At 61.0% G+C, this 23,697-nt stretch carries 21 protein-coding genes; 10 read left to right on the top strand and 11 right to left on the bottom strand.

Annotated elements, in window-relative coordinates:
- Window positions 1-63: 63 nt before the first annotated feature.
- Window positions 64-3,012: an HD domain-containing phosphohydrolase gene (locus AACY31_RS10545; RefSeq protein WP_339504409.1), complete on the top strand. Its 2,949-nt coding sequence runs from the start codon at window positions 64-66 to the stop codon at window positions 3,010-3,012.
- A 155-nt stretch (window positions 3,013-3,167) separates the two neighbouring features.
- On the opposite strand, the gene AACY31_RS10540 is transcribed toward AACY31_RS10545, so the two are convergent.
- Window positions 3,168-3,650: a GAF domain-containing protein gene (locus tag AACY31_RS10540; protein WP_339476557.1), complete on the bottom strand. Its 483-nt coding sequence runs from the start codon at window positions 3,648-3,650 to the stop codon at window positions 3,168-3,170.
- Window positions 3,647-4,537 carry an ATP-binding protein gene (locus tag AACY31_RS10535; protein WP_339504407.1) on the bottom strand — a complete coding sequence of 297 codons (891 nt, stop codon included), beginning with the start codon at window positions 4,535-4,537 and terminating at the stop codon, window positions 3,647-3,649. The genes AACY31_RS10540 and AACY31_RS10535 overlap by 4 nt, the downstream gene beginning before the upstream one ends.
- A 163-nt stretch (window positions 4,538-4,700) precedes the next feature.
- Here AACY31_RS10535 and AACY31_RS10530 point away from each other — a divergent pair, with 163 nt between their 5' ends.
- Window positions 4,701-7,022 (top strand): hybrid sensor histidine kinase/response regulator, encoded by a 2,322-nt coding sequence (locus tag AACY31_RS10530; protein ID WP_339476553.1) that lies wholly within the window; start codon window positions 4,701-4,703, stop codon window positions 7,020-7,022.
- Here the strand turns inward: AACY31_RS10530 and AACY31_RS10525 are convergent.
- The 3 genes from AACY31_RS10525 to msrB form a co-directional block, all read right to left on the bottom strand.
- Window positions 7,006-7,467 (bottom strand): MarR family winged helix-turn-helix transcriptional regulator, encoded by a 462-nt coding sequence (locus AACY31_RS10525; RefSeq protein WP_339476552.1) that lies wholly within the window; start codon window positions 7,465-7,467, stop codon window positions 7,006-7,008. The genes AACY31_RS10530 and AACY31_RS10525 overlap by 17 nt on opposite strands.
- Window positions 7,464-7,949, bottom strand: a complete 486-nt coding sequence (locus AACY31_RS10520) for a glutathione peroxidase (protein ID WP_003199416.1) — start codon at window positions 7,947-7,949, stop codon at window positions 7,464-7,466. The genes AACY31_RS10525 and AACY31_RS10520 overlap by 4 nt, the downstream gene beginning before the upstream one ends.
- A 184-nt stretch (window positions 7,950-8,133) precedes the next feature.
- Window positions 8,134-8,529, bottom strand: a complete 396-nt coding sequence (gene msrB, locus AACY31_RS10515; RefSeq protein WP_339476549.1) for a peptide-methionine (R)-S-oxide reductase MsrB — start codon at window positions 8,527-8,529, stop codon at window positions 8,134-8,136.
- A gap of 220 nt (window positions 8,530-8,749) precedes the next feature.
- Between msrB and AACY31_RS10510 the strand changes: the two genes are divergently transcribed.
- Together AACY31_RS10510 and htpX are read left to right on the top strand one after the other, a co-directional pair.
- Window positions 8,750-9,961, top strand: coding sequence for a pyridoxal phosphate-dependent aminotransferase (locus AACY31_RS10510; RefSeq protein WP_339477050.1), 1,212 nt, complete (start codon window positions 8,750-8,752; stop codon window positions 9,959-9,961).
- 300 nt (window positions 9,962-10,261) lie between these two features.
- Window positions 10,262-11,149, top strand: a complete 888-nt coding sequence (gene htpX, locus AACY31_RS10505; RefSeq protein WP_339504406.1) for a protease HtpX — start codon at window positions 10,262-10,264, stop codon at window positions 11,147-11,149.
- Between the two features lie 477 nt (window positions 11,150-11,626).
- On the opposite strand, the gene AACY31_RS10500 is transcribed toward htpX, so the two are convergent.
- Window positions 11,627-12,280 carry a thiopurine S-methyltransferase gene (locus AACY31_RS10500; RefSeq protein WP_339476543.1) on the bottom strand — a complete coding sequence of 218 codons (654 nt, stop codon included), beginning with the start codon at window positions 12,278-12,280 and terminating at the stop codon, window positions 11,627-11,629.
- Between the two features lie 104 nt (window positions 12,281-12,384).
- On the opposite strand from AACY31_RS10500, the gene AACY31_RS10495 reads away from it, so the two are divergent.
- Window positions 12,385-13,152: a DODA-type extradiol aromatic ring-opening family dioxygenase gene (locus tag AACY31_RS10495; RefSeq protein ID WP_339491460.1), complete on the top strand. Its 768-nt coding sequence runs from the start codon at window positions 12,385-12,387 to the stop codon at window positions 13,150-13,152.
- A gap of 212 nt (window positions 13,153-13,364) precedes the next feature.
- Here the strand turns inward: AACY31_RS10495 and AACY31_RS10490 are convergent, their stop codons facing one another.
- Together AACY31_RS10490 and AACY31_RS10485 are read right to left on the bottom strand one after the other, a co-directional pair.
- Window positions 13,365-15,038 (bottom strand): DEAD/DEAH box helicase, encoded by a 1,674-nt coding sequence (locus AACY31_RS10490; protein ID WP_003199404.1) that lies wholly within the window; start codon window positions 15,036-15,038, stop codon window positions 13,365-13,367.
- Between the two features lie 488 nt (window positions 15,039-15,526).
- Complete coding sequence (locus AACY31_RS10485; RefSeq protein WP_339476538.1) at window positions 15,527-16,282, bottom strand: spermidine synthase; 756 nt, start codon at window positions 16,280-16,282, stop codon at window positions 15,527-15,529.
- Between the two features lie 142 nt (window positions 16,283-16,424).
- Between AACY31_RS10485 and AACY31_RS10480 the strand changes: the two genes are divergently transcribed.
- Window positions 16,425-17,771 carry a class II 3-deoxy-7-phosphoheptulonate synthase gene (locus AACY31_RS10480; protein ID WP_339491459.1) on the top strand — a complete coding sequence of 449 codons (1,347 nt, stop codon included), beginning with the start codon at window positions 16,425-16,427 and terminating at the stop codon, window positions 17,769-17,771.
- Window positions 17,772-17,891: 120 nt separating this feature from the next.
- Here AACY31_RS10480 and AACY31_RS10475 read toward each other — a convergent pair whose 3' ends face one another.
- Window positions 17,892-19,121, bottom strand: coding sequence for a winged helix-turn-helix domain-containing protein (locus AACY31_RS10475; RefSeq protein ID WP_339476533.1), 1,230 nt, complete (start codon window positions 19,119-19,121; stop codon window positions 17,892-17,894).
- 64 nt (window positions 19,122-19,185) lie between these two features.
- Window positions 19,186-19,404 (bottom strand): DUF1127 domain-containing protein, encoded by a 219-nt coding sequence (locus AACY31_RS10470; protein ID WP_003199394.1) that lies wholly within the window; start codon window positions 19,402-19,404, stop codon window positions 19,186-19,188.
- Between the two features lie 96 nt (window positions 19,405-19,500).
- Here AACY31_RS10470 and AACY31_RS10465 point away from each other — a divergent pair, with 96 nt between their 5' ends.
- Window positions 19,501-20,355 carry a LysR substrate-binding domain-containing protein gene (locus tag AACY31_RS10465; protein ID WP_339504481.1) on the top strand — a complete coding sequence of 285 codons (855 nt, stop codon included), beginning with the start codon at window positions 19,501-19,503 and terminating at the stop codon, window positions 20,353-20,355.
- On the opposite strand, the gene AACY31_RS10460 is transcribed toward AACY31_RS10465, so the two are convergent.
- Window positions 20,345-21,094 (bottom strand): sulfite exporter TauE/SafE family protein, encoded by a 750-nt coding sequence (locus AACY31_RS10460; RefSeq protein WP_339476529.1) that lies wholly within the window; start codon window positions 21,092-21,094, stop codon window positions 20,345-20,347. The genes AACY31_RS10465 and AACY31_RS10460 overlap by 11 nt on opposite strands.
- Before the next feature lie 145 nt (window positions 21,095-21,239).
- Between AACY31_RS10460 and AACY31_RS10455 the strand changes: the two genes are divergently transcribed.
- The 3 genes from AACY31_RS10455 to AACY31_RS10445 all read left to right on the top strand — a co-directional run bounded on the left by AACY31_RS10455 (window position 21,240) and on the right by AACY31_RS10445 (window position 23,555).
- On the top strand, window positions 21,240-21,701 hold the full coding sequence (locus AACY31_RS10455; RefSeq protein ID WP_339476526.1) for a MarR family winged helix-turn-helix transcriptional regulator: 462 nt from the start codon (window positions 21,240-21,242) through the stop codon (window positions 21,699-21,701).
- Between the two features lie 387 nt (window positions 21,702-22,088).
- Window positions 22,089-22,508: an organic hydroperoxide resistance protein gene (locus AACY31_RS10450; protein WP_339476523.1), complete on the top strand. Its 420-nt coding sequence runs from the start codon at window positions 22,089-22,091 to the stop codon at window positions 22,506-22,508.
- A gap of 33 nt (window positions 22,509-22,541) precedes the next feature.
- Window positions 22,542-23,555 carry an alpha/beta hydrolase gene (locus AACY31_RS10445; protein WP_339476520.1) on the top strand — a complete coding sequence of 338 codons (1,014 nt, stop codon included), beginning with the start codon at window positions 22,542-22,544 and terminating at the stop codon, window positions 23,553-23,555.
- The last annotated feature ends 142 nt before the right edge of the window (window positions 23,556-23,697 follow it).

The following is a 23,697-nucleotide window of genomic DNA, read 5'->3' as shown; positions in this document are numbered from 1 at the left end:
CGGTTTCCCGTGCACGCGGCAACACCCATCGAGAACGCCCCTCTGACTCTTGGAGTGACTGCAATGTCCAGCGCACCGCGTCCGGAAAAACGCCGGTTCCCCCTGCACATCCACATCAGCGTGATGTTTACCCTGCTTTTGTTGCTGACCGGGGTCGGATTGGGGATTTTCCATTATCGGCAAACCACGCAGATCATCCTGTCCAGCAGTGAAAAACTGTTCAACCGTATTGAACAGGATGTGCGCCTGGATCTTTACGATACCTACGAACCTATTCGCCACCTGTTGAGCCTGCTGGCCGACTATCCAGCGACGCGCACGCCCCAGATGGCGCAACGCCTGGCCCTGCTCGTGCCCTTCAGCCAGGCACTGCGGGACAACCCGAACCTGGCGTCGTTGTACCTGGGCGATCAGCACGGCAACTTCCTGATGGTCCGGCCGTTGCGCACCGCAGCCCTGAAAGCCGCCCTGCAAGCACCGACCGACGCGGCCTACCAGGTCTGGACCGTTGAGCGGGCAACCGAGCAAGACCCGGTTCAATCCCAATCGCTGTTCTACGACGAGACGCTGACGCTCATCGGGCGTCGGGACGTTGCCGACGAGCGCTACGATCCGCGCAGCCGCAGCTGGTTTCGCAACGCCGCCGGCAGCACCGAGCAGATCACCACCGAGCCCTACGTTTTTTTCTCCACCCATAACGTCGGCACCACCCTCGCCCGACGCAGTGGCGAGCAGGCTGTCATCGGCGCCGACCTGACCCTGGCGGCCCTGTCCCAGACCCTGGCCAAACATAAGGTGACCGCCGGCACCGAAGTCGTCCTGCTCGACCCCAAGGGCAACGCAGTGGGCTATCCCGACAGCAGCCGGCTACTCGCCGACGCCCAGTCGGCACGCCTGATCAAAGCCCGCGACCTCAGCCCGGCCATCGCCGCTGCGCTCGATGACAACACCGACACCACGCGCCTGGAAGCGGCCGGACGCCAGTGGATCGTTTCTCGCAGCCACATGCAGGAAGGCGGGCCCCAAGGCCTGGAACTGGCGTTGCTGGTCCCTGAAGATGAGCTGCTGGACAATGCCTATCGCATGCGCTGGCAAGGCGCGCTCATCACCCTCGCCACCCTGCTGCTGTGCCTGCCCCTGGGTTGGCTGACGTCCCGGATTCTGGTCAAGCCTTTGCGTGAACTGGTGCAGGAGGCCGATGCCATTCGCAGCTTTGACTTCAACTATCCGGTGTCCCGTCGCTCCCCCGTGCTGGAGGTCGACCAGTTGAGCGTATCGATGGCGCGCATGAAAGAGACCTTGGCGAGTTTCTTTGAAATCACCGCCAGCCTGCGTGCTGAAACCCGCTTCGCCCCGTTGCTGGAGCGGGTGTTATTTGAAACCGTGAAGATCGGCCAGGCCCAAGCCGGCCTGATCTACCTGCGCGAGAACGACGACAATCGGGTCAAGCCGTATGGGCTGGTAATCGATGGAACGCCCAGGGACCTCAACGCCTTCAAGCTGCGCAGTCATGAGCTACAGACTGGCGACAGCCCGCAATGGCTCCAGCAACTGGCCACCTCGGACAACCTCGTGACCTCCCTCGGCTTCGAACAGGCGGCCGATCTGCAGAGCGTCCTGCGGGCACTGGACTCGCCGCGGGTCCACTTGATCGGTATTCGCCTGCGCAATCGACACCAGGAAACCGTCGGCGTACTGGTACTGCTGATCACCGACAGCGGCACCGAAACCGACCTGGAAAAACTGCAGCCCGATCGCATCGCCTTCCTGCAGGCCGTGTCCGGTGTCGCCGCCCTGAGCATCGAGGGTCAGCGTCTGCAAGCCAGACAAAAGCAGTTGCTGGACGCCTTCATCCAATTGCTGGCCGGCGCGATCGATGCCAAGAGTCCCTACACCGGCGGCCATTGCCAGCGGGTGCCGGTCCTGACCTTGATGCTCGCTCAGGCCGCCGCTGCCAGCCAGGCGCCGGCATTCAACGCCTATCGGCCAACGGAGGATGAATGGGAAGCCCTGCACATCGCCGCCTGGCTGCACGATTGCGGCAAAGTCACCACCCCCGAATACGTGGTCGACAAAGCCACCAAGCTGGAGACCCTGAACGACCGGATCCACGAGATACGCACCCGCTTCGAGGTGCTCAAGCGCGACGCCTGGGTCGATTACTGGCAGGCCGTGGCAAGCGGCGGCGAGCTGTCCTCCCTGGCGCAGCAGCGCGACGCGACATTGACGGCCCTGGATGACGACTTTACCTTCGTCGCCCGCTGCAACCTGGGTTCCGAAGCCATGGCCGAGGCCGATCTGCAACGCCTGCAACAGATTGCCCAACGCCCGTGGACCCGGACCCTCGATGATCGCCTGGGGGTTTCCTGGGAAGAGAACCGACGCCAGGACCGCACACTCAAGCCGACACTACCGGTCACTGAATCGCTGCTGGCAGACAAGCCCGAGCATCTGCTCGAGCGCCACGCGGCCGAACTGATCCCGGCGGACAACCCGTGGGGCTTCCAGCTCGATGTACCGGCCTGGAAATACAACCGCGGCGAGCTCTACAACCTGAGCATCCCTCGGGGCACGCTGACCCGCGAGGAGCGCTACGTCATCAACCATCATATGGTGCAGACGATCCTGATGCTCAGCCAGTTGCCCTTCCCCAGTCACCTGGACAACGTCGCGGAGATCGCTGGCGGTCATCACGAGAAGATGGACGGCAGTGGTTATCCCAAGCGCCTCAAACGCGAAGAGATGAGCCTGCCGGCGCGCATGATGGCCATTGCCGACATTTTCGAAGCGCTGACGGCAGCCGACCGCCCCTACAAAAAAGCGAAGAAACTGAGCGAGGCCCTGGGCATCATGGCCACCATGTGCCGTGACGCCCATATCGATCCCGAATTGTTCGGGCTGTTCATCGATGAAAAGATCTACCTGAGCTACGCCAACCAGTTCCTCGACCCGCACCAGATCGATGAAGTCGATCCCCACAGCCTGCTGCTCAAGGCAGGGCTGAAGGCATGAAAGCCATTCCTGTAGGAGCTGCCGAGCGAAGCGAGGCTGCGATCTTTCCACTGCCGATTGAATCTCAAGCGAAAGATCAAATTGAATCCCAAGCGAAAGATCAAAAGATCGTCCGAACGCGGCCCGAGCCTTCGCCCGCGCCTACAGAAAGCGAGTCAGCAATCCGTCAGGCGCAGGAAGATCGCGGCCAACTGCTCGATGCCGGCTTGGTCATGCTCGGTAAAGCGCGCCAGTTTCGGGCTGTCCAGGTCGAGCACGCCGATCAGGCGCCCGTCCTTGACCAGCGGCACCACCAGCTCGCTGTTCGACGCGCTGTCGCAGGCGATGTGCCCGGCGAAGGCATGGACGTCTTCGACGCGCTGGGTCTGCCGGGTCGCGGCCGCCGTCCCGCACACGCCGCGGCCAAAGGGGATCCGCACGCAGGCGATCTGGCCCTGGAACGGTCCCAGGACCAGCTCTTCGTTGCGATTGAGGTAAAAACCGGCCCAGTTCAGATCATCCAGCTGACTGGACAGGAAAGCCGAGAACTGCGCGGCATTGGCGATGAAGTCATGCTCATCGGCCAGCAAGGACTCCAGCTGTGCCGATAACAACGCGTAGCCGTCAAGGCCGACTCCGGTGCCATTCAAATCGATCATGCCTTGTGCTCCAACAATTTCAGGCCTACCCAATAACGGGCAAACTGATAAGCGCAACGTCCGTTGCGGTTGCCGCGACCGGTTGCCCAGCGCACCGCCAGTACATCCAGCGCTTCGTCGCGCTGCCAGGCCAGCCCGGCCTTGGCCGCCAGCTCGCCGATCCAGTGCTCCACCACGTTGAGGAAATGCTCCTGGGTAAACGGATAAAACGACAGCCACAGGCCAAAGCGGTCGGACAAGGCGATCTTGTCCTCCACCGCTTCGCTGGGGTGAAGTTCGCCGTCGACTCGTTTCCAGTTCTCGTTGTCGCTTTCCTTTTCCGGCACCAGGTGACGACGGTTGGAGGTGGCATACAGCAGCACGTTGTCCGGCGCCTGCTCCAGGGATCCATCCAACACGCTCTTGAGCACCCGGTAATCGCCTTCACCGGATTCGAACGACAAGTCATCGCAGAACAGCACGAAGCGCTGGGGCAGTTTCGCAACCTGTTCGACCACGCGGGGCAGATCGGCCAGGTGATCGCGTTCGATCTCGATCAACCGCAGGCCCTGCTGGGCATGTTCAGCCAGCAGGGCGCGTACCAGAGACGACTTTCCGGTGCCACGCGAGCCCCAGAGCAAGGCATGGTTGGCGGGCATGCCATCGATGAACTGACGGGTGTTGCGGCCCAGTTGCTCGACTTGGCGGTCCACGCCGATCAGGTCCGACAGGCGCATCTCGAGGCTGACCTGCAGCGGCAGCAGGTAGCCGCTGCGCCCATCGCGCTGCCAACGAGCGGCCAGGGTCTGGGTCCAATCGATGGCGGGTCGGGGCGCCGGCAGCAAAGGTTCGATCCGGGCCAGCACGGCATCGGCACGCTCAAGAAAAGCATTCAATCGCGAGTCCACGTCTTCTCCTCGGACAGGTTCACAGTAATGATGGCGCTACAGCAACGAAACGCCGTATCCAGTGGCGGGTCTACTTCACACAATACACACCGGCTGCAGCGGACTTCAGAGATGATCAGCTATGCTTGACTGGCGAAGGGAAACGTAAGTGGCTCATCACCCCATGGACATCAAATTCACCCAACGGCTTTCCTACAAGCAGGCCCGCCTGACCGTCCTGGTGGGCTTTGTGTTGGGCACCTTGCTCAGCCTGATGCAGATCGGCATCGATTATGCCAGCGAAGACGCGTCGATCAACCGTGAAATCCTCTCGCTGCTGGAAATCAGCCACAACCCGGCCTCGCGCATCGCCTACAACATCGACGCCGAACTCGCCCAGGAGCTGTCCATGGGCCTGTTGCGCTCACCGGCCATCATCGGGGCCGATCTGGTCGACAACAACAATACCGTGCTCGCCAGCGTCAAGCGGCCCGAGCTGCAAAGCAGCAACCGGTTCATCAGCGACTTCCTGTTCGGCGCCCAGCGTCAGTTCGAGGACCGGCTCTACCTGGATCACCTGCCCGCCGAGTCCCTGGGCACACTGCGACTGGACGTCGACACCTATGCGTTCGGCAGTCGTTTCCTGCGCCGTGCCGAGGTCACCTTGCTCAACGGCTTCGCCCGCAGCCTGATCCTGACCGGCCTGCTGCTGGCTCTGTTCTACGTGATGCTGACCAAGCCCTTGGTGCGGGTCATCCGCGAACTGAGCAGCCGCGATCCGAGCAGCAGCGAACAGAACCACCTGGAATGTCCCTCCGGCCACCAGTCCGATGAAATCGGCGTATTGGTTTCCGTCGCCAACCAACAATTCGAAAATATCTCCACCGAAATCCAGCAGCGGCGCACGGCCGAAAATCGCCTCACCGAATACCTGGCGCAACTGGAGAACATCGTCTCGGCACGCACCGCCGAACTCAAGGCCATCAATGCCCGTCTCAGCCAGTCCAACGAGGAACTGGAAGTGGCCCGGCGCACGGCCCTGGACATGGCCGAAGCCCGCTCTGTGTTCCTCGCCAACATGAGCCATGAGATCCGCACACCGCTCAACGGCCTGCTGGGAATGATTGCCCTGTCCCTGGACGGTCCCCTGACGGCCGAACAACAGCAGCAGCTATCGATTGCCCATGACTCGGGCAAGGTATTGGTCGAACTGCTCAACGACATCCTCGATCTGTCGAAATTCGACGCCGGTCAACTGGAGCTCGAACGCATCCCGTTCGACCTCGGCTCCCTGGTCGAGGACACCGCCAACCTGCTTTCCCAGAACGCGGCCCCCAGTGTCGAGCTGGCCTGCCTGATCGATCCGCAGTTCCCGGCGCAGGTACTCGGCGACCCGACGCGGGTGCGCCAGATCGTCAGCAACCTGCTGTCCAACGCATTGAAATTCACGCGCTTCGGCCGGGTCGACCTGAAGTTGAGTCATTACGAAGGTGGCGTGCGCATCGAGGTCTGCGACACAGGGATCGGTATTCCCCAGGAAGCTCAGGCAAGAATCCTGCAGCCGTTCACCCAGGCCGGCGCCGGGATTACCCGCCAGTTTGGTGGCACCGGGCTGGGCCTGGCACTGACCTACAACCTCTGCGAAGCCATGCAGGGCCGGTTGACCATCAGTTCCGAAGCCGGCTTTGGCAGTCAGTTCTGTGCCGACCTGCCCCTGCCCTGCCATCTCCCGGCCACGCCGGTCGAACCGTTGCGCGGCAACGTCGTCGCCATCACCGCCAACAGCAGCGGGCTGGCCGAGTTGCTGAGCATGCTGTTGCCGGGGTGGGGTCTGGATTATGTGCAACGCACCATCGATGACGGGTTGCTGGGGCTCACGCCCGACGTACTGATTACCGACTGCCCGGAATGCCTGTTCAACCTGCGGCCAACCTTTGACGCACCGATCCTGCTGGTGACCGCCTATGGCAGCTTCATGCCCAGCGCAGAAGCCGCCGCCCTCGCCCCGCTGATACAACAGGCCCGGCCACTGGCGCGCCATGCGCTGTACCAGATTCTGCGGCGCGCCATGCAAAGCGAGGCGACCGTCATCAATGAGACACAGATCGAAACCCTGGCGCCGTCCAAGCGTGGACGGGTGCTGTTGGTGGAGGACAACCCGGTCAACCAACTGGTGGCCAAGGGGATGCTGGTAAAGCTGGGCTGCGAAGTCACCGTCGCGGCCCATGGCGCCGAAGCCCTGGATCAACTGGAACAGCAGGTGTTCGACCTGGTGTTGATGGACTGCAACATGCCGGTGATGGATGGCTACGAGGCCAGCCGACAGATCCGCCAAAGCGGGCGTTGGTCGGACCTGCCGGTTGTCGCCCTGACGGCCAACGCAATGCCCGAGGAACGCGAACGCTGCCGTGCGGCCGGCATGAACGATTACCTGTCCAAGCCATTCCGACGCGAAGAACTGGCGGCAGTGCTGGACCAGTGGGTGCCGACTACGTCAGTGCTTTGATCTGGCCCAACAGGTGATCGAGACCGTCTCGCAACGCTCCGAGGCGGTCCAGATCAACGCCGCTGTCACACAACAGGCGGGCCTTGAGCGGACCGACCTGTTCACGCAAGGCTCGCCCTGCCGTCGTCAGGCTCAAGTGCACCTCTCGCTCGTCCCGGGCCGAACGCTGGCGCTGGACCAGGTCCAGCTGTTCCAGGCGCTTGAGCAGCGGCGTCAGCGTGCCGGAGTCCAGCAGCAAACGCTCACCCAGGGCCTTGACCGTCGGCTGTGGCGGGGCCATGTCCTGCCATTCCCACAGCACCAGCATCGCCAGGTATTGCGGATAGGTCAGGCCGAGTTGATCGAGCATTGGCTTGTAGCCACGGATCACTGCACGCGAAGCAGCGTACAGCTTGAAGCACAACTGGCTGTCGAGTTTCAGCGAATCGACTGACAGGTCATTCATTTGAGCAGCGCTTCGATCTCGCCAGTCAGGTCCTGGGGCTTGGTGGTCGGGGCAAAACGCTTGACCACCTGACCGTCCTTGCCGATCAGGAACTTGGTGAAATTCCACTTGATGCCTTTGGACCCCAGCACGCCGGGAGCCCGCTGTTTAAGCTGGACAAACAGGGGATGGGCGTTGGCGCCGTTGACCTCTATTTTCTTGAACAGCGGAAAACTCACACCGAAGTTCAGCTCACAGAACTCGGTGATCGCCCCCTCGTTGCCCGGCTCCTGCTTACCGAACTGATTGCAGGGAAAACCCAACACCACCAGGCCCTGGTCCTTGTAGGTCTGCCACAGTGCCTCAAGCCCCTTGTACTGCGGGGTAAACCCGCACTGGCTGGCCGTGTTGACCACCAGCACTGCCTTGCCGGCGAAATCGGCGAGGGTCTTTTGCTCACCCTTGATGGTGGTGCATGGGATGCTCAGCAGGTTGTCGCTCATGACAAGGCTCCAGATGGGAAGAAGAGGAGTCTGAAGATAGCGAGCAATTAAATTGCATGCAATTTAATTATCGAAAAGCTCCACACAACAGACTGTGGGAGCAAAGCTTGCCCGCGATGAAGACGATGCGGTCTTTCACAGATCCGGGCGCCCTGTTTCGCGAGCAAGCTTTGCTCCCAGCGAATTATTCTCGAGGGACCAGATCCAGGCACACCGAGTTGATGCAATACCGCAAACCCGTGGGCGGCGGGCCGTCGGGGAAGACGTGGCCCAGGTGGGCGTCGCATTTGGCGCAGACCACCTCGGTGCGAATCATGCCGTGGCTGACGTCCCGTACCTCCACCACCGCGCTGCCCTCGATCGGCGCGTAGAAACTCGGCCAGCCACAACCGGAATCGAATTTGGTCTGCGAATCGAACAACGGCTCGTTGCAGCAGATGCAGTGGTACACGCCGTCGGTCTTGGTGGCGTTGTACTTACCGGAAAATGGCCGTTCGGTGCCCTTCAGCCGACAGACGTTGTACTGCTCCGGGTCGAGCATGGAGCGCCATTCTTCAAGAGTTTTGTCCAACTTTTCCATCGTCCTACCTCGGCAATTGAAAAAGCCCGATCCGATGCTTTTCCGCAGATCGGGTGGCACGTATGATTGCGCCTCGTCAGACGCCAGTCTGGCATTCACGTCATGCGCATTCAAACGGATTGTGGCGCCTATGCCGCGTCAGGCCTGGGCACAGACGCAGGATTCCCAGTACGGCCGTTCATACGCCGCCTGGATCGTTCATTTTCGGGAACACATCGCCATGCAGGTCAGCAAATCGAACAAGCTCGCCAACGTCTGCTACGACATTCGCGGCCCGGTGCTCAAGCACGCCAAACGCCTGGAAGAGGAAGGCCATCGCATCCTCAAGCTGAACATCGGTAACCCGGCCCCCTTTGGTTTCGAAGCGCCCGATGAAATCCTCCAGGACGTCATCCGCAACCTGCCGACCGCCCAGGGCTACAGCGACTCCAAGGGCCTGTTCAGCGCCCGCAAGGCCGTGATGCAGTACTACCAGCAGAAGCAGGTCGAAGGCGTTGGCATCGAGGACATCTACCTGGGTAATGGCGTGTCCGAGCTGATCGTGATGTCCATGCAGGCCCTGCTCAACAATGGCGACGAAGTGCTGGTGCCGGCGCCGGACTATCCGCTGTGGACCGCTGCCGTGAGCCTGTCCGGTGGCAACCCGGTGCATTACCTGTGCGACGAACAGGCCGATTGGTTTCCCGACCTGGCGGACATCAAGGCCAAGATCACGCCCAACACCAAGGCACTGGTGATCATCAACCCGAACAACCCGACCGGCGCCGTGTATTCCAGGGAAGTGCTGCTGGGCATGCTGGAACTGGCCCGCCAGCACAACCTGGTGGTGTTCTCCGACGAGATCTACGACAAGATCCTCTACGACGATGCCGTGCACATCTGCACTGCCTCCCTGGCACCGGACCTGCTGTGCCTGACCTTCAACGGCCTGTCCAAATCCTATCGGGTAGCGGGTTTCCGCTCAGGCTGGGTCGCCATTTCCGGTCCCAAGCATCACGCCCAGAGCTACATCGAAGGCATCGACATGCTGGCCAACATGCGCCTGTGTGCCAACGTGCCAAGCCAGCACGCGATCCAGACGGCGCTGGGCGGCTACCAGAGCATCAACGACCTGATCCTGCCCCAGGGCCGTCTGCTGGAGCAGCGCAATCGAACCTGGGAACTGCTCAACGACATTCCTGGCGTCAGTTGCGTCAAGCCGATGGGCGCGCTGTATGCCTTCCCGCGGATCGACCCGAAGGTCTGCCCGATCCACAACGATGAAAAGTTTGTCCTCGACCTGCTGTTGTCCGAGAAGCTGCTGGTGGTCCAGGGCACGGCGTTCAACTGGCCGTGGCCGGATCACTTCCGCGTCGTCACCCTGCCGCGGGTCGATGACCTCGATCAGGCCATTGGCCGGATCGGCAACTTCCTCAAGTCCTACCGTCAATAAGCCAGACAGCGTGCGGGGAGTCCTCACCTCGCACGCTGTTTGATTCAGCAACATATCCGCTCTGCCGACTACGCAAGGCCTTCTACACTAGGGGCTGGACAGCCAATGGGCTCCCGGCTCAACGTTCACGGGGGGGTAGGCACCATATTTTTTCCTCAGTCACTTTCAGAAAAGTCTTTCAAACATTTAGGACGGCTGTAGGACACAGTTTGAAATAGTCGGCGAGTTGAATAGCCTGCGGCGGCACCTTATATACCCCGCATAACGCTACATCTTTAGCACGAGGAGATTTTCACAACCATGATGCGCATCCTGCTGTTCTTGGCCACTAACCTGGCGGTCGTGCTGATTGCCAGCATCACCCTGAGCCTCTTCGGCTTCAACGGGTTCATGGCGGCCAATGGGGTTGATCTCAACCTCAATCAGCTGCTGATTTTCTGTGCGGTGTTCGGTTTCGCCGGTTCCCTTTTCTCGCTGTTCATCTCCAAGTGGATGGCGAAGATGAGCACCAGCACCCAGATCATCAGCCAACCGCGCACTCGCCACGAACAATGGCTGCTGCAAACCGTCGAGCAGTTGTCCCGCGAAGCCGGTATCAAGATGCCGGAAGTCGGTATCTTCCCGGCCTACGAGGCCAACGCCTTCGCCACCGGCTGGAACAAGAACGACGCACTGGTCGCCGTCAGCCAGGGTTTGCTCGAGCGGTTCTCGCCCGATGAAGTAAAGGCCGTGCTGGCCCACGAGATCGGCCACGTCGCCAACGGCGACATGGTGACCCTGGCACTGATCCAGGGCGTGGTGAACACCTTTGTGATGTTCTTCGCCCGTATCATCGGCAATTTCGTCGACAAGGTGATTTTCAAGAACGAAGAAGGCCAGGGCGTTGCCTATTACGTGGCGACCATCTTCGCCGAACTGGTACTGGGCATCCTCGCCAGCACGATCGTCATGTGGTTCTCGCGCAAGCGTGAATTCCGCGCCGACGACGCCGGTGCACGCCTGGCCGGCACCAGCGCCATGATCGGTGCCCTGCAACGCCTGCGCGCCGAGCAAGGCTTACCGGTGCACATGCCCGACACCCTGAATGCCTTTGGCATCAACGGTGGCATCAAGCAGGGCCTGGCTCGCATGTTCATGAGTCACCCGCCGCTGGAAGAGCGTATTGACGCACTGCGTCGTCGGGGTTGATAGCTGGGCTCAAAAAACCGCAGTAATGTTGTTCACTTAGAACAAACGGCGCTTCTTTCAGAAATGGGAAGCGCCGTTTTTTTTGGTTTTGTTGTTTTGGTGTGTATATCCGTTATTTAGGTAACGGCTGCTTATGGTTCCGCTCTTACAGCGGCTCACTTTTGAGAAGCGCAAAAGTAAGCAAAACGCTTCATGCCCCACCACTTCGTGCCCTCGCCTAGGCTCGGCGTGCCCTCACTCCGGCATTGCTCCGTGGGCCGCCGCGAAGGGCCCACGGAGCAATGCCGGAGTGAGGGCATGCCGAGCCCTAGCGAGGCACCGAGTGGTGGGGCAAAGCGCTTTTGGTTACTTTTGGCGCTCTTCCAAAAGTGACCCGCTGTAAGAGCGGAACCCTAAGCCGCCGTTACCGCAGCAACGGATATGTACTCGATCAACAAAATCCAGGCCACCCCCAATGGCATCAGCACAACCACCGCTTCAACCTCTGGACAGCCAATAAACACGCTCATCCAGCCGCTTCACACCTGCCTGCAAAAACTTCCAGCTCTCTCCCAGTACATCCTGTTCCTGCAAGACCTCCAGCCGCCAGACATCCCCCAGCAGCCGCTGCACCTCATCATCCCCGACAGAGAACGGTGGGCCAGGCATTTCATCCTGGTTGTAATCCAAGGTAATCAACAAGCCGACCCCATCGGGCAGGATCTTCTGCAGATGAGCCGCGTACCGTTCCCGCATCGGCACCGGCAACGCGATTAATGCAGCGCGGTCGTACAGTGCCGTGCAATCGGCCACGTCCTGCGGGCCCAGGGCAAAGAAATCACCGCAACGGATTTCGATATCACCGGACCGAAACACCTTGAATGCGCCCTCTTCACTGATGGTCGGCTCAAGCTGATGTTCAAGGAAAAAATCAGTGGCGGCTTTTTCCGACAATTCCACGCCCAACACCGAATACCCCTGGTGGGCAAGCCACAGTAGATCCAGGCTTTTGCCACACAACGGCACCAGCACCCGACTGCCCCGCTCTAACCCCAGTTGCGGCCAGAAACGTTGCAGGTAGGGGTTAACCTCCAGCAAGTGAAAACCAATCTGGTTGGATGACCAGCGCTTGTGCCAAAACTCGGGCTCCATGATTCACTCCAAAGAATTCGATAAAAACGGGTTGAAACTTATATTAGATTTAGATCACTGACCTAACGGAAGATGACCCCATCTTAACGCTCAGGAGTCCCTTCATGCTGCCCAGCCTGTTTATCTCCCATGGCTCTCCGATGCTCGCCCTGGAACCCGGCGACAGCGGTCCGGCATTGGCTCGCCTGGTCGCTCAATTGCCCAAGCCCAAGGCCATCGTCATCGTGTCCGCCCACTGGGAAAGCAATGAACTGTTGGTCAGCGCCAATCCGCAGCCGCACACCTGGCACGACTTCGGCGGTTTTCCACCCGCCCTGTATGAGGTGCGCTACCCCGCGCCTGGCGATCCTCAACTGGCGAGGCAAGTCGCAGACATGCTCAACGCCGCGCACCTGCCGGCACGCCTCGACCTTCAACGGCCGTCCGACCATGGTGTCTGGGTGCCATTATCCTTGATGTACCCCGAGGCCGACATCCCGGTGGTGCAGGTTTCCCTGCCCAGCCGCCAGGGACCGGTGTTGCAGACACAGGTCGGCCAAGCCCTGGCAAACCTGCGCCAGCAGGATATCTTGCTGATCGGTTCCGGCAGCATCACCCATAACCTGCGCGACCTGAACGGGAACGCCGGCCCCGACAGCATTGAGCCCTGGGCCAAGGCCTTTCGCGATTGGATGGTTGAGAAGCTGGCGGCCAACGACGAGACGGCGCTGCATGATTACCGTCGCCAAGCACCGAACGCCGTGCGCAGCCACCCCAGCGATGAGCACTTGCTGCCGCTGTATTTTGCCCGGGGTGCAGGGGGCAAGTTCAGCGTTGCCCATGCAGGGTTCACGATGGGGACGCTGGGGATGGACATCTATCGGTTCGACTGATTGACCGAGTCGCTCCATTCGCGAGCAAGCCCGCCCCAACACTGGACTGCAGCGCACGCAAATACGCCGCTCACTGCAATCACCTGTGGGAGCGGGCTTGCTCGCGAACGGGACAACGCCAATCAACCTGAAGGAACACCAAACGACAGGCGAAAAAAATCCCCGAACCAGTCGGGGATTTTTTATGTTCGATCAATCAGCCCGAGAGCCGATCAATCTTCGCGATAGCGACGCAGCTTAAGCTGCTTGCCTGCCACACGGGTGTCTTTCAACTTGGTCAGCAACTTCTCCAGACCATCTTCCGGCAGCTCTACCAGGCTGAAGCTGTCACGCACCTGGATGCGGCCGATCGCTTCGCGGGCCAGGCCGCCTTCGTTGAGGATGGCACCCAGCAGGTTCTTGGCGGCGATGCCGTCACGGGCACCCAGCGCGGTACGGCAGCGAGCACGGCCTTCGGCCAGCGGGATCGGAGCACGACGCTCGCGATCACCACGGTCCGGACGGTCACCGGTGCGCTCAGGACGATCGCCACGTGGTGCGTTGTTCGGCACCAGGGGACGTTCCTTCTCGATTGCAGCCAGGTTCAGCGCTTGGCCATTGGTGGCTTTGCGCAGCAGGGCGGCGGCCAGGGCGCGTGGGCTGCAACCGATGTCGGCGGTCAGGCGATCGAGCAGATCACCGTGGGTCGATTCGGCGTCAGCCACCAGTGGCGACAGGCTGTTGGTCAGTTTCTTGATGCGGGCATCGAGAACGGCCTGGGCGTCCGGCAGGCGAACCTCAGCAACCTTCTGGCCAGTCACACGCTCGATCACTTGCAGCATGCGGCGCTCACGAGGGGTAACCAGCAGCAGCGCACGGCCTTCGCGACCAGCACGGCCGGTACGGCCGATACGGTGAACGTAGGATTCCGGATCGTACGGCATGTCCACGTTGAATACGTGGGTGATGCGCGGAACGTCCAGGCCACGGGCAGCAACGTCGGTCGCCACAACGATGTCCAGGCGGCCATCCTTGAGGGAGTCGATCACACGCTCACGCTGGTTCTGGGCAATGTCACCGTTCAGCGCAGCGGCTTTGTAGCCTTTGGCTTCCAGGGCGCTGGCCAGGTCCAGGGTCGCTTGCTTGGTGCGCACGAACATGATCAGGGCGTCGAAGTCTTCCACTTCCAGCAAGCTGAGAACGGCAGACGTCTTCTGGTCAGCGTGAACCAACAGGTGAGCCTGTTCGATCGCGGTGACGGTCTGGGTCTTGGTCTGGATCTTCACGTGTTGCGGATCGCGCAGGTGGCGCTCGGCAATGGCACGAATCGATTGCGGCAGGGTGGCCGAGAACAAAACAGTCTGGCGAGTCGCCGGCAGGGCCTTGAAGATGACTTCCAGGTCATCCATGAAGCCCAGCTTGAGCATTTCGTCGGCTTCGTCGAGAACCAGGTGGTTCACGGTGGCCAGGACTTTTTCGTCACGACGCAGGTGGTCGCACAGACGACCCGGAGTGGCGACAACGATCTGCGCGCCATTACGGATGGCTTTCAGTTGTGGGCCCATCGGGGCGCCGCCGTAAACGGCCACAACGGTCACGCCAGGCATTTGCTTGGAGTAGGTTTCGAAAGCGGTAGCTACTTGCAACGCCAACTCACGAGTTGGCGCCAGGATCAGGGCTTGCGGTTCGCGCTTGGCAGGATCGATGCGATGCAGGATCGGCAGGGCGAACGCAGCGGTTTTACCCGTACCGGTTTGCGCCTGACCAATCATGTCGTGGCCGGCCATGATGATCGGAATCGATTGCTGCTGAATCGCCGAAGGTTCTTCGTAGCCGGTCGCAGTGACGGCAGCAAGAATGTTCGGGTTGAGATTAAAAGCGGCGAAGCCGCCGGTTTCCTGGGTCATGGGTCTGCCTCTAAGTGCATCCGCAAAGACCCATGCTCCAAAGCTGCGCATGCCGTGTTGAGACTCAAGAGTCGCCCTGGCTGCTTTGTCGGCGGGGATTTGCGAAAACGAATGAATGAAAAAGAACGTCGTGGAAGCATCCGTTGTGCGGACATGCAACCGAAGCTGACTTCGGGGAATTGCGCTACCTTGACGCGGCCCGGCTAAAGGCCGGCGCGCACTATACCGGAATTCGCCCAAAAAGGGAGCTTTTTTTATTACCAAATCCGGTTATGGGGCTCGCTGTCACAGGGCCTGGGGTTAACGGTACAACCGTATTTTTTACAGAGACCCTGCGTTACGGGAATGGGGTGCTAAAACGGTTCATCTTTACCTGTGGGAGCAAAGCTTGCTCGCGATGCAGGCACCGCGATTTGCGCAGGTACTGAGTTGTGTTCATCGCGAGCAAGCTTTGCTCCCACGACGGGTTGTCACACCTTGGACGGGGCTCAAGTCGCCGGGCGGATCGCCTTGATCAACGACTGCAACGAATAGCCCAGTCGTGGCGCCAGCCCTTCGGCCCTGGCGACCAGTCCTTGCATGTCCAGCTCCTGGTCCAGGTCCGCCGGCACAATCAGGATCACATTACCCTCCTTCACCGGCAGCTCCCAATAATGACGGTTGTACAAACCGCGCAACAGCGCCGCCCCCAATGGCTTGCCGTCATCGGTGGCCCACTGGTTGATCACCAGCCAGCCGCCCGGATTGAGGCGTTTCTGGCAGTTTTCCAGGAAACCCCAGGCCAGGTGCCCGACACCGGGACCGACATCGGTATAGAGGTCAACGAAAATCAAGTCCGCCGGCTCGGCGCTTTCAAGCAGCTCCAGTGCATCGCCGACGCGGATGTACAGTCGCGGATCGTCATCCAGCCCCAGATATTCGATGGCCAGGCGCGGCACGTCGGGGCGCAATTCGATGGCCTCGACATCTTCCAACGGCAGGAACTTGAGGCAGGCCTGGGTCAACGTCCCGGCGCCCAGCCCCAGAAACAGCGCACTTTCCGGCTGCTCGTGACACAACGCACCGATGAGCATGGCGCGGGTATAGTCATATTCAAGCCAGCTCGGATCGGCTGTGAACACGCAACTCTGCTCAATGGCATCGCCAAACTCGAGAAACCGGTAATCGGCCACCTCGAATACGCGAATCATGCCGAACTCGTCATGCACCTCGGCGAGCAAATGCTCGACGCGCTCCTCTGTCATTTCATCTCCTGATGGTGGCCGTGCCGGCTTGAGCCTGCGTATACGGAACAAAGACGCGATTGTCCGCGAAGCAACCGGAGCAGGTCACGCACTAATTTGCTGATAACATGGCCGTCCGAGCGTAAATCACCTAGAGATCATGATGAGCCAACCCTGGAGCCCTGACAGCTGGCGCGCCCTGCCGATCCAGCAACAACCCCGCTACCCCGACGCCGCGCACCTGTTGCAGGTGGAGCAGACCCTGGCCAGTTATCCGCCACTGGTGTTTGCCGGTGAAGCCCGGGAGTTGCGCCGTCAGTTCGCCGAGGTGACCCAAGGCCGGGCGTTCCTGCTGCAAGGCGGCGACTGCGCCGAAAGCTTTGCCGAATTCTCGGCGGCCAAGATCCGCGACACCTTCAAGGTGCTCTTGCAGATGGCGATCGTCATGACCTTTGCCGCCGGCTGCCCGGTGGTCAAGGTCGGACGCATGGCCGGGCAGTTCGCCAAGCCGCGCTCAGCCAATGATGAGACCATTGACGGCGTGACCTTGCCGGCCTACCGGGGCGACATCGTCAACGGCATCGGTTTCGACGAAAAAAGCCGTGTACCGGATCCGGAGCGGTTGCTGCAGTCCTACCACCAGTCCACCTCCACCTTGAACCTGCTGCGCGCCTTCGCCCAGGGCGGGTTCGCCGACCTGCATCAGGTGCACAAGTGGAACCTGGATTTCATCGCCAATTCGGCCCTGGCGGAAAAGTACAGCCACCTGGCCGACCGCATCGACGAAACCCTGGCATTCATGCGCGCCTGCGGCATGGACAGCTCGCCGCAACTACGCGAAACCAGTTTTTTCACGGCCCACGAAGCGTTGCTGCTCAACTACGAAGAAGCCTTCGTGCGCCGTGACAGCCTGACCAACGACTATTACGACTGTTCCGCCCACATGCTGTGGATCGGCGACCGCACCCGTCAGTTGGACGGCGCCCATGTCGAATTCCTGCGCGGGGTGAACAACCCGATCGGGGTCAAGGTCGGCCCGAGCATGGACCCCGACGACCTGATTCGCCTGATCGACGTGCTCAACCCGCAGAACGACCCCGGCCGGCTGAACCTGATCGCCCGGATGGGCGCCAACAAGGTCGGCGAACACTTGCCGCCGCTGTTGCGCGCGGTGCAGCGTGAAGGCAAGCAAGTGCTGTGGAGCTGCGACCCGATGCACGGCAACACCATCAAGGCCAGCAGCGGCTACAAGACCCGGGACTTTGCGCAGATCCTCGGTGAAGTGAAGCAGTTCTTCCAGGCCCACGAAGCCGAAGGCACCTATGCCGGTGGGATTCACATCGAGATGACCGGGCAAAACGTCACCGAATGCATCGGCGGCGCACGCCCGATTACCGAGGATGGACTGTCGGACCGCTACCACACCCACTGCGACCCGCGGATGAATGCCGATCAGTCGCTGGAGCTGGCGTTTTTGATTGCCGAGACGTTGAAGCAGGTTCGGCGCTAGGCTCTTCTTCGCCTGTTCAATTGCTTCGCGAACAGGCTCGCTCCCACATTAGATCTGCCGCGGACAGCTGTAGTCACCGCAGATCCCTGTGGGAGCGGGCTTGCTCGCGAAATGGCCAGTTCAGTCACCACTTGACTGAGCTAATGCCTGGGCCAGCCGCCCCCCACTCACCCGCTGACAATTGAGCTGCACCCGCTCCAGCCCCAGCCACCGGGCCATGCGCCTCAGGTTCAGCGCCAAGGCCTGCATCCCCTCCTCGTCCAGCCCCGACGCATCCTCGTGCACGGCATGCACGGCCAACTGCCCCAAGGCCCGTTCTGCCCGCAGGTCCACCCGCGCCGCAATGCGTTCGTGGTGCAGGAACGGCAACACGTAATAGCCATACACCCGCTTGTCCACGGGCGTGTAGATCTCCAACCGGTAGCGAAAGTCGAACAACCGCTCGGTGCGACCGCGTTCCCAGACCAGCGAGTCGAACGGCGACAGCAAAGCACTGGCGGCGACCTTGCGAGGAATTTTCGCCGCGGGTCGGCACCAGGCCGGCTGCTTCCAGCCCTGCACCTGGCAGCGCAGCAGTTCCCCGGCCTCCTCCAACTCAGCCAACCGCCCGCGGCTATCGGCCGGAGCGAGGCGAAAGTAGTCGCGCAGGTCTTTCTCGGTCGCAATGCCCAAGGCGTCGGCTGCGTGTAGCAACAAGGCGCGTTGGGCCTGGGCCTCGTCCAGTAACGGTTGCTGCAGGATCGAGGCCGGCAGCACCCGTTCGGGCAAGTCGTAGAGCCGCTCGAACCCGCGCCGCCCCGCCACCGTGACTTCGCCCGCAGCGAACAGCCACTCCAGCGCATGCTTCTCCGCGCTCCAGTCCCACCACGGCCCGGCCTTTTCCTGGCGCGTAGACAAACTGCCAGCACCTAGGGCGCCCTGCTCCTGGACCGACGCCAGGACGCGGCGGATGACATCCTGGCGTTCTTGGCCGAAACGCGCCAACTGCTGATAAATCCCTTCGCCACCCGACGCCCGATTCATGCGCCAGCGCATCAGCGGATACATCGACATCGGCAGCAGCGACGCTTCATGGCCCCAGTATTCGAACAGCGTGCGACGCCTGCCCTGGCTCCAGGCTGCTTGATCGAGCAAATCGCGATTGTAGTGACCGAGGCGAGAGAACAGCGGGAGGTAATGCGAGCGCACCAACGCATTGACTGAGTCGATCTGCAGGACGCCGAGGCGTTCGATCAGGCGGTTGAGGCGCAAGGGTTGCACCGAAGCTGGCGGTGACCGCCCATCGAATCCTTGGGCGGCCAACGCCAGACGCCGGGCCTGTTTGAGGGTAAAGGACAGCGTCGCGGGCATGGAGATCTCCTTCTCTGCTCGCAACTTACCTCAGCAATAAGGGGTTTGTGTAGGAAAGGATGGCTCATTTGTGCATGGGGTCGTCCCAGAACGGCCGAACCACTTCCTGCTCCACGTCGGCACGACTCACGCCAATATCCTTGAGCGCCTCGTCGCTCATTCCGGCCAATAGCTCGCGCTCGTGGTGCAATTCGTACCAGCGGCTAAACTTGTGCAGCAGGGCGCTGACTGAAAAGCCGTGAGAGAGTTTGTCTATCAGTAGATAACCTTTTTGACCTTTCATCGTGATGTCCTCCGTGGGGATGGATCAAGTCTCGCGCTAACGATAAGATCAATCCAACGAATGTTTCTTATGCAATACATCTCGGAGATTGATCAATTGTCGAGTTACCCGAGCATCGATACGGAAGTGCTGCGAACCTTTGTCGCCATCGCCGACCAAGGTGGTTTCACCCGGGCCGGGGAATTGGTCAATCGCACCCAGTCTGCCGTCAGCATGCAGATGAAGCGGCTGGAAGAAGACGTATTGCAACGGCGGCTGTTCGAGCGTGATGGACGCCAGGTCAAGCTCACGGCCGAAGGCCAGGTGCTGCTGGGCTACGCTCGGCGGATCCTCAAGCTGCACAGCGAGGTGTTCAATACCCTGCGTGAACCGCACATGGTCGGCACGGTGCGCATCGGCACGCCGGACGATTACGTGATGCGCTTCCTGCCAGGCGTCCTGCAACGCTTCGCACAGTTCTATCCGCTGATCGAAATTGAAGTGCACTGCGAGTCGTCCAAACAGTTGCTGCTGCGCCAGGACCTGGACCTGTCCATCGTCACCCGTAAACCTGGGGACGAAATCGGCCAGTTGCTGCGCAAGGAGCGCTTTGTCTGGGCCGAAGCCGCCTGCTTCAACGTCCATGAACAAACACCATTGCCGCTGGCGATGTTCAACAGTGACTGTTTCTGCCGGCAATGGGCCTGCAATGCGCTGGATGCCATGGGCCGCGACTATCGCGTGGCGTACAACAGCTCGAGCCTGTCAGCGCTCATGGCGGTGGTCGGCGCCGGCCTGGCAATCACGGCGCAACTGGAAAGCCTGCTGGCCCCGGACATGCGCGTACTGGGCGAAGCTGAAGACCTGCCGGAACTGCCCGAGGCCAGCATCATGCTGATCCGTAACCTGCATAACCCATCGCCGATCACCGAGTGCCTGGCCGAGCACATCGTCGAAGGCTTCAAACTTTAAAGGCGAGCAGCACCGCGCACAGCACCAGGAAACCGCAGAACAGCCCGCGCAACAATCGCTCCGGCAAGGCGTGGGCGACTTTCACCCCCCAACTGATGCTCAGCAGGCCACCGACGGCCAGCGGCAGGCCGATGCTCCAGTCCACCTCATGGTGAAACGCATAAGTGGCAAGGGTCACGCCGGTACTGGGCAAGGCCAGCGCCAGGGATAACCCCTGGGCGACCACCTGGCTGATGCCAAAAATGCTGGTCAGGATCGGCGTCGCGACCACAGCCCCACCAACACCGAACAAACCGCCCATGATGCCGGATGCCGCCCCGAGCACGCCGAGCCAGGGCCAGCCATACCGCATCTGCGCCGAAGTCGGTGCGTTGGCGGCGAACATGCGGGCCAGGTTGTAGAGTGTCAGCGCGATCAGGAACGCGACGAAGCCGATCCGCATGCTGTTCGCGTCGATCCCCACGGCCCAGATCGAACCCAGCCAGGCAAAGCAGAACCCCATGGAAGCCAATGGCAGGACATGACGCAATTCGATGCGATTGCGCTGGTGATAGCGCCACAATGCGAGCATCACGTTGGGCACCACCATGACCAGTGCCGTACCTTGGGCCAGTTGCTGGTCGAGGCCGAACCAGACGCCCAGCACCGGAATGGCAATCAGGCCGCCACCGATCCCGAACAATCCCCCAAAGGTGCCCAGCACGGCACCAAACACCAAAAACTGCACAAATTCGAACAAGACGATTCCCCTTTCATCAGGATGCTTATCCTACGCAGTCGGTGCCGGAGGGGAAACGTCACCGCTGTTCAGGGCATCAGAATTATCTGGCGCATTAAAGATTCGCCCGCTAGATTCGTAACGATCATTGATTGAAGGTTTTGCCATGAACACCCTCCGCGACACCCCCGAAGCCTGCGAAGCCCTGCTGCTCGACAACCAGGTCTGTTTCGCCCTGCACTCCACCTCGCTACTGATGACAAAAGTCTACAAGCCCCTGCTACAGGCCCTGGGCCTGACGTATCCGCAATACCTGGCGATGATGGTGTTGTGGGAAAAGGACGGATTGACCGTCGGTGAAATCAGCACGCGCCTGCTGACAGACCCCGGCTCGCTGACGCCACTGCTCAAGCGCCTGGAGGCCGAAGGCCTGCTGAGTCGCACCCGCAGCCGTGAAGACGAACGCGTGGTGATTGTCGAACTCACCGAACAGGGCCGCGCCCTGCGCGAACAAGCCCTCGATATCCCCCAATGCATCCTCGCCGCCAGCGGCTTGAGTCTGGAGCAGTTGAAGAAGCTGCAGCTTGACCTGCAAGCGCTGCGCGGGCATTTGCAAGACAGCCTCTAATTCCAATTCCAGGCGCACCACCGCCCCCACAAGCCCAGAGTCAGCCTGGGATGCAGTGAACGCCGCAGATCCAATGTGGGCTTGCTCGCGAAGGCGGTGGCACATCCTGAATCATCTTTAACTGACCCGCCGCTTTCGCGAGCAAGCCCGCTCCCACAGGGCGACTGATGGCGAGCCTGAAGGTAGCGTTCAGCCTAGCGTCAAAAAAACCAAATCCTCTAAAACAGCTCTAGTTAAAGGGTTACACGCCCTTTCAGTGGCGCAAATTCGACTCGCCTCAAAAATTTATCTTGCGCGCAAAATATTAGCGCTATACATTCTCTTCGCACTTACTTAGCGCGCAAACATTTAGCGCAGCAACGCCAACCCAGAAACGAGGCTCTCATCATGCAAACTCTCTACACCGCAATCGCAACCTCCACTGGCGGCCGTGATGGTCGTGCGATCTCCAGTGACAACATCCTCGACGTCAAACTCGCCACGCCCAAGGAACTCGGCGGTGCAGGCGGTGCGGCGACCAACCCTGAGCAACTGTTCGCCGCCGGCTACTCGGCCTGCTTCATCGGCGCACTGAAATTCGTTGCCAGCCAGAGCAAACTCAAGATCCCGGACGACGCCTCGATTACCGCCCATGTCGGCATCGGCCAGATCCCCGGCGGTTTCGGCCTCGACATCGACCTGCACATCAGTCTGCCAGGGCTGGACCAGACCGACGCGCAAAGCCTGGTCGAGGCGGCTCACCAAGTCTGCCCGTACTCAAACGCCACCCGCGGCAACGTTGATGTGCGCCTGCACGTCACCGTCTGACCCACGCCTGGACTCGAACCTAAGGAGATGCATATGAACACGCTCCGCCAAGCCTTGACCGGCACCCTTCTCGCCCTCAGCGTCAGCAGTGCTTTCGCCGACGGCATCGTCGAACACAACACCCAGGCGTTTCTCGACGCGCTGAATGCCGGCACCGGCAAGCCCCTGGAGCAACTGTCGCCCAAGGACGCCCGCGCCGTATTGGTGGGTGCCCAGGCGGGGGTGAAACTGACCTTGCCCAAGGCCGACATCAGCGCGAAAACCATCCAGGTCGATGGCCAGCCGATCAGCCTGACCATCGTTCGCCCAGCCGGGGTCAAGGGCGAGCTGCCCGTGTTCATGTTCTTCCACGGCGGCGGCTGGGTATTGGGCGACTTCCCGACTCACGAACGCCTGGTTCGGGATCTGGTGGCGGGCTCGGGCGCTGTTGCGGTGTTCGTCAACTACACGCCCTCACCCGAGGCGCGTTACCCGGTGGCGATCAACCAGGCCTACGCCGCCACGAAATGGGTGGCCGAACACGGCAAGCAGATCAACGTCGACGGCAAACGCCTGGCCGTGGTGGGTAACAGCGTCGGTGGCAACATGGCGGCGGTGGTGGCCTTGATGGCGAAGGACAAAGGCACGCCGGCGATCCGTTTCCAGGCCTTGCTGTGGCCGGTGACCGATGCCAGCTTCGAGACGGCGTCCTACAACCAGTTCGCCGAAGGGCACTTCCTCAGTAAAAACATGATGAAGTGGTTCTGGGACAGCTACACCACCGATGCCGGGCAACGCAGCGAGATCTATGCCTCGCCGTTACGCGCCAGCACCACACAACTCAAGGGTCTGCCGCCGGCGCTGGTACAAACTGCCGAGGCCGACGTCTTGCGCGATGAGGGTGAAGCCTATGCCCGCAAGCTGGACGCGGCCGGTGTACCCGTCACGGCCGTACGCTACAACGGCATGATCCACGATTATGGCTTGCTCAACGTGGTCAGCCAGGTGCCCGCGGTACGTTCGGCGATGCTGCAGGTGTCGCAAGAGCTCAAGCAGCACCTGAAGTGACTGCACGCCGAAGCTTTTGTGGCGAGGGAGTCCCCGCCGCGTCTTCGACGCTGCGCTGTCGCGCAGCAAACAAGTGCTCGGCTTAAGATTGGGTGCGCGCGGGGAAAGAGGCCGTAGCTATCACTGGTGTGTCAGCACCCGC

This window comes from Pseudomonas sp. RL_105y_Pfl2_101 (assembly GCF_963970585.1).
Classification (GTDB): domain Bacteria; phylum Pseudomonadota; class Gammaproteobacteria; order Pseudomonadales; family Pseudomonadaceae; genus Aquipseudomonas.
The sequence above is the reverse complement of the archived record's forward strand: the minus strand, read 5'-3'. Positions and strand labels throughout refer to the sequence as shown.

Excerpts from the sequence above, each read along its gene's own strand:
- AACY31_RS10495 (WP_339491460.1), top strand. The coding sequence starts at position 12,385 with ATGCTGCCCAGCCTGTTTATCTCCCATGGCTCTCCGATGCTCGCCCTG.
- AACY31_RS10500 (WP_339476543.1), bottom strand. The coding sequence starts at position 12,280 with ATGGAGCCCGAGTTTTGGCACAAGCGCTGGTCATCCAACCAGATTGGT.
- AACY31_RS10475 (WP_339476533.1), bottom strand. The coding sequence starts at position 19,121 with ATGCCCGCGACGCTGTCCTTTACCCTCAAACAGGCCCGGCGTCTGGCG.
- htpX (WP_339504406.1), top strand. The coding sequence starts at position 10,262 with ATGATGCGCATCCTGCTGTTCTTGGCCACTAACCTGGCGGTCGTGCTG.
- msrB (WP_339476549.1), bottom strand. The coding sequence starts at position 8,529 with ATGGAAAAGTTGGACAAAACTCTTGAAGAATGGCGCTCCATGCTCGAC.
- AACY31_RS10510 (WP_339477050.1), top strand. The coding sequence starts at position 8,750 with ATGCAGGTCAGCAAATCGAACAAGCTCGCCAACGTCTGCTACGACATT.
- AACY31_RS10450 (WP_339476523.1), top strand. The coding sequence starts at position 22,089 with ATGCAAACTCTCTACACCGCAATCGCAACCTCCACTGGCGGCCGTGAT.
- AACY31_RS10455 (WP_339476526.1), top strand. The coding sequence starts at position 21,240 with ATGAACACCCTCCGCGACACCCCCGAAGCCTGCGAAGCCCTGCTGCTC.
- AACY31_RS10480 (WP_339491459.1), top strand. The coding sequence starts at position 16,425 with ATGAGCCAACCCTGGAGCCCTGACAGCTGGCGCGCCCTGCCGATCCAG.
- AACY31_RS10525 (WP_339476552.1), bottom strand. The coding sequence starts at position 7,467 with ATGAATGACCTGTCAGTCGATTCGCTGAAACTCGACAGCCAGTTGTGC.
- AACY31_RS10470 (WP_003199394.1), bottom strand. The coding sequence starts at position 19,404 with ATGAAAGGTCAAAAAGGTTATCTACTGATAGACAAACTCTCTCACGGC.
- AACY31_RS10485 (WP_339476538.1), bottom strand. The coding sequence starts at position 16,282 with ATGACAGAGGAGCGCGTCGAGCATTTGCTCGCCGAGGTGCATGACGAG.
- AACY31_RS10445 (WP_339476520.1), top strand. The coding sequence starts at position 22,542 with ATGAACACGCTCCGCCAAGCCTTGACCGGCACCCTTCTCGCCCTCAGC.
- AACY31_RS10490 (WP_003199404.1), bottom strand. The coding sequence starts at position 15,038 with ATGACCCAGGAAACCGGCGGCTTCGCCGCTTTTAATCTCAACCCGAAC.
- AACY31_RS10520 (WP_003199416.1), bottom strand. The coding sequence starts at position 7,949 with ATGAGCGACAACCTGCTGAGCATCCCATGCACCACCATCAAGGGTGAG.
- AACY31_RS10530 (WP_339476553.1), top strand. The coding sequence starts at position 4,701 with ATGGACATCAAATTCACCCAACGGCTTTCCTACAAGCAGGCCCGCCTG.
- AACY31_RS10540 (WP_339476557.1), bottom strand. The coding sequence starts at position 3,650 with ATGATCGATTTGAATGGCACCGGAGTCGGCCTTGACGGCTACGCGTTG.
- AACY31_RS10545 (WP_339504409.1), top strand. The coding sequence starts at position 64 with ATGTCCAGCGCACCGCGTCCGGAAAAACGCCGGTTCCCCCTGCACATC.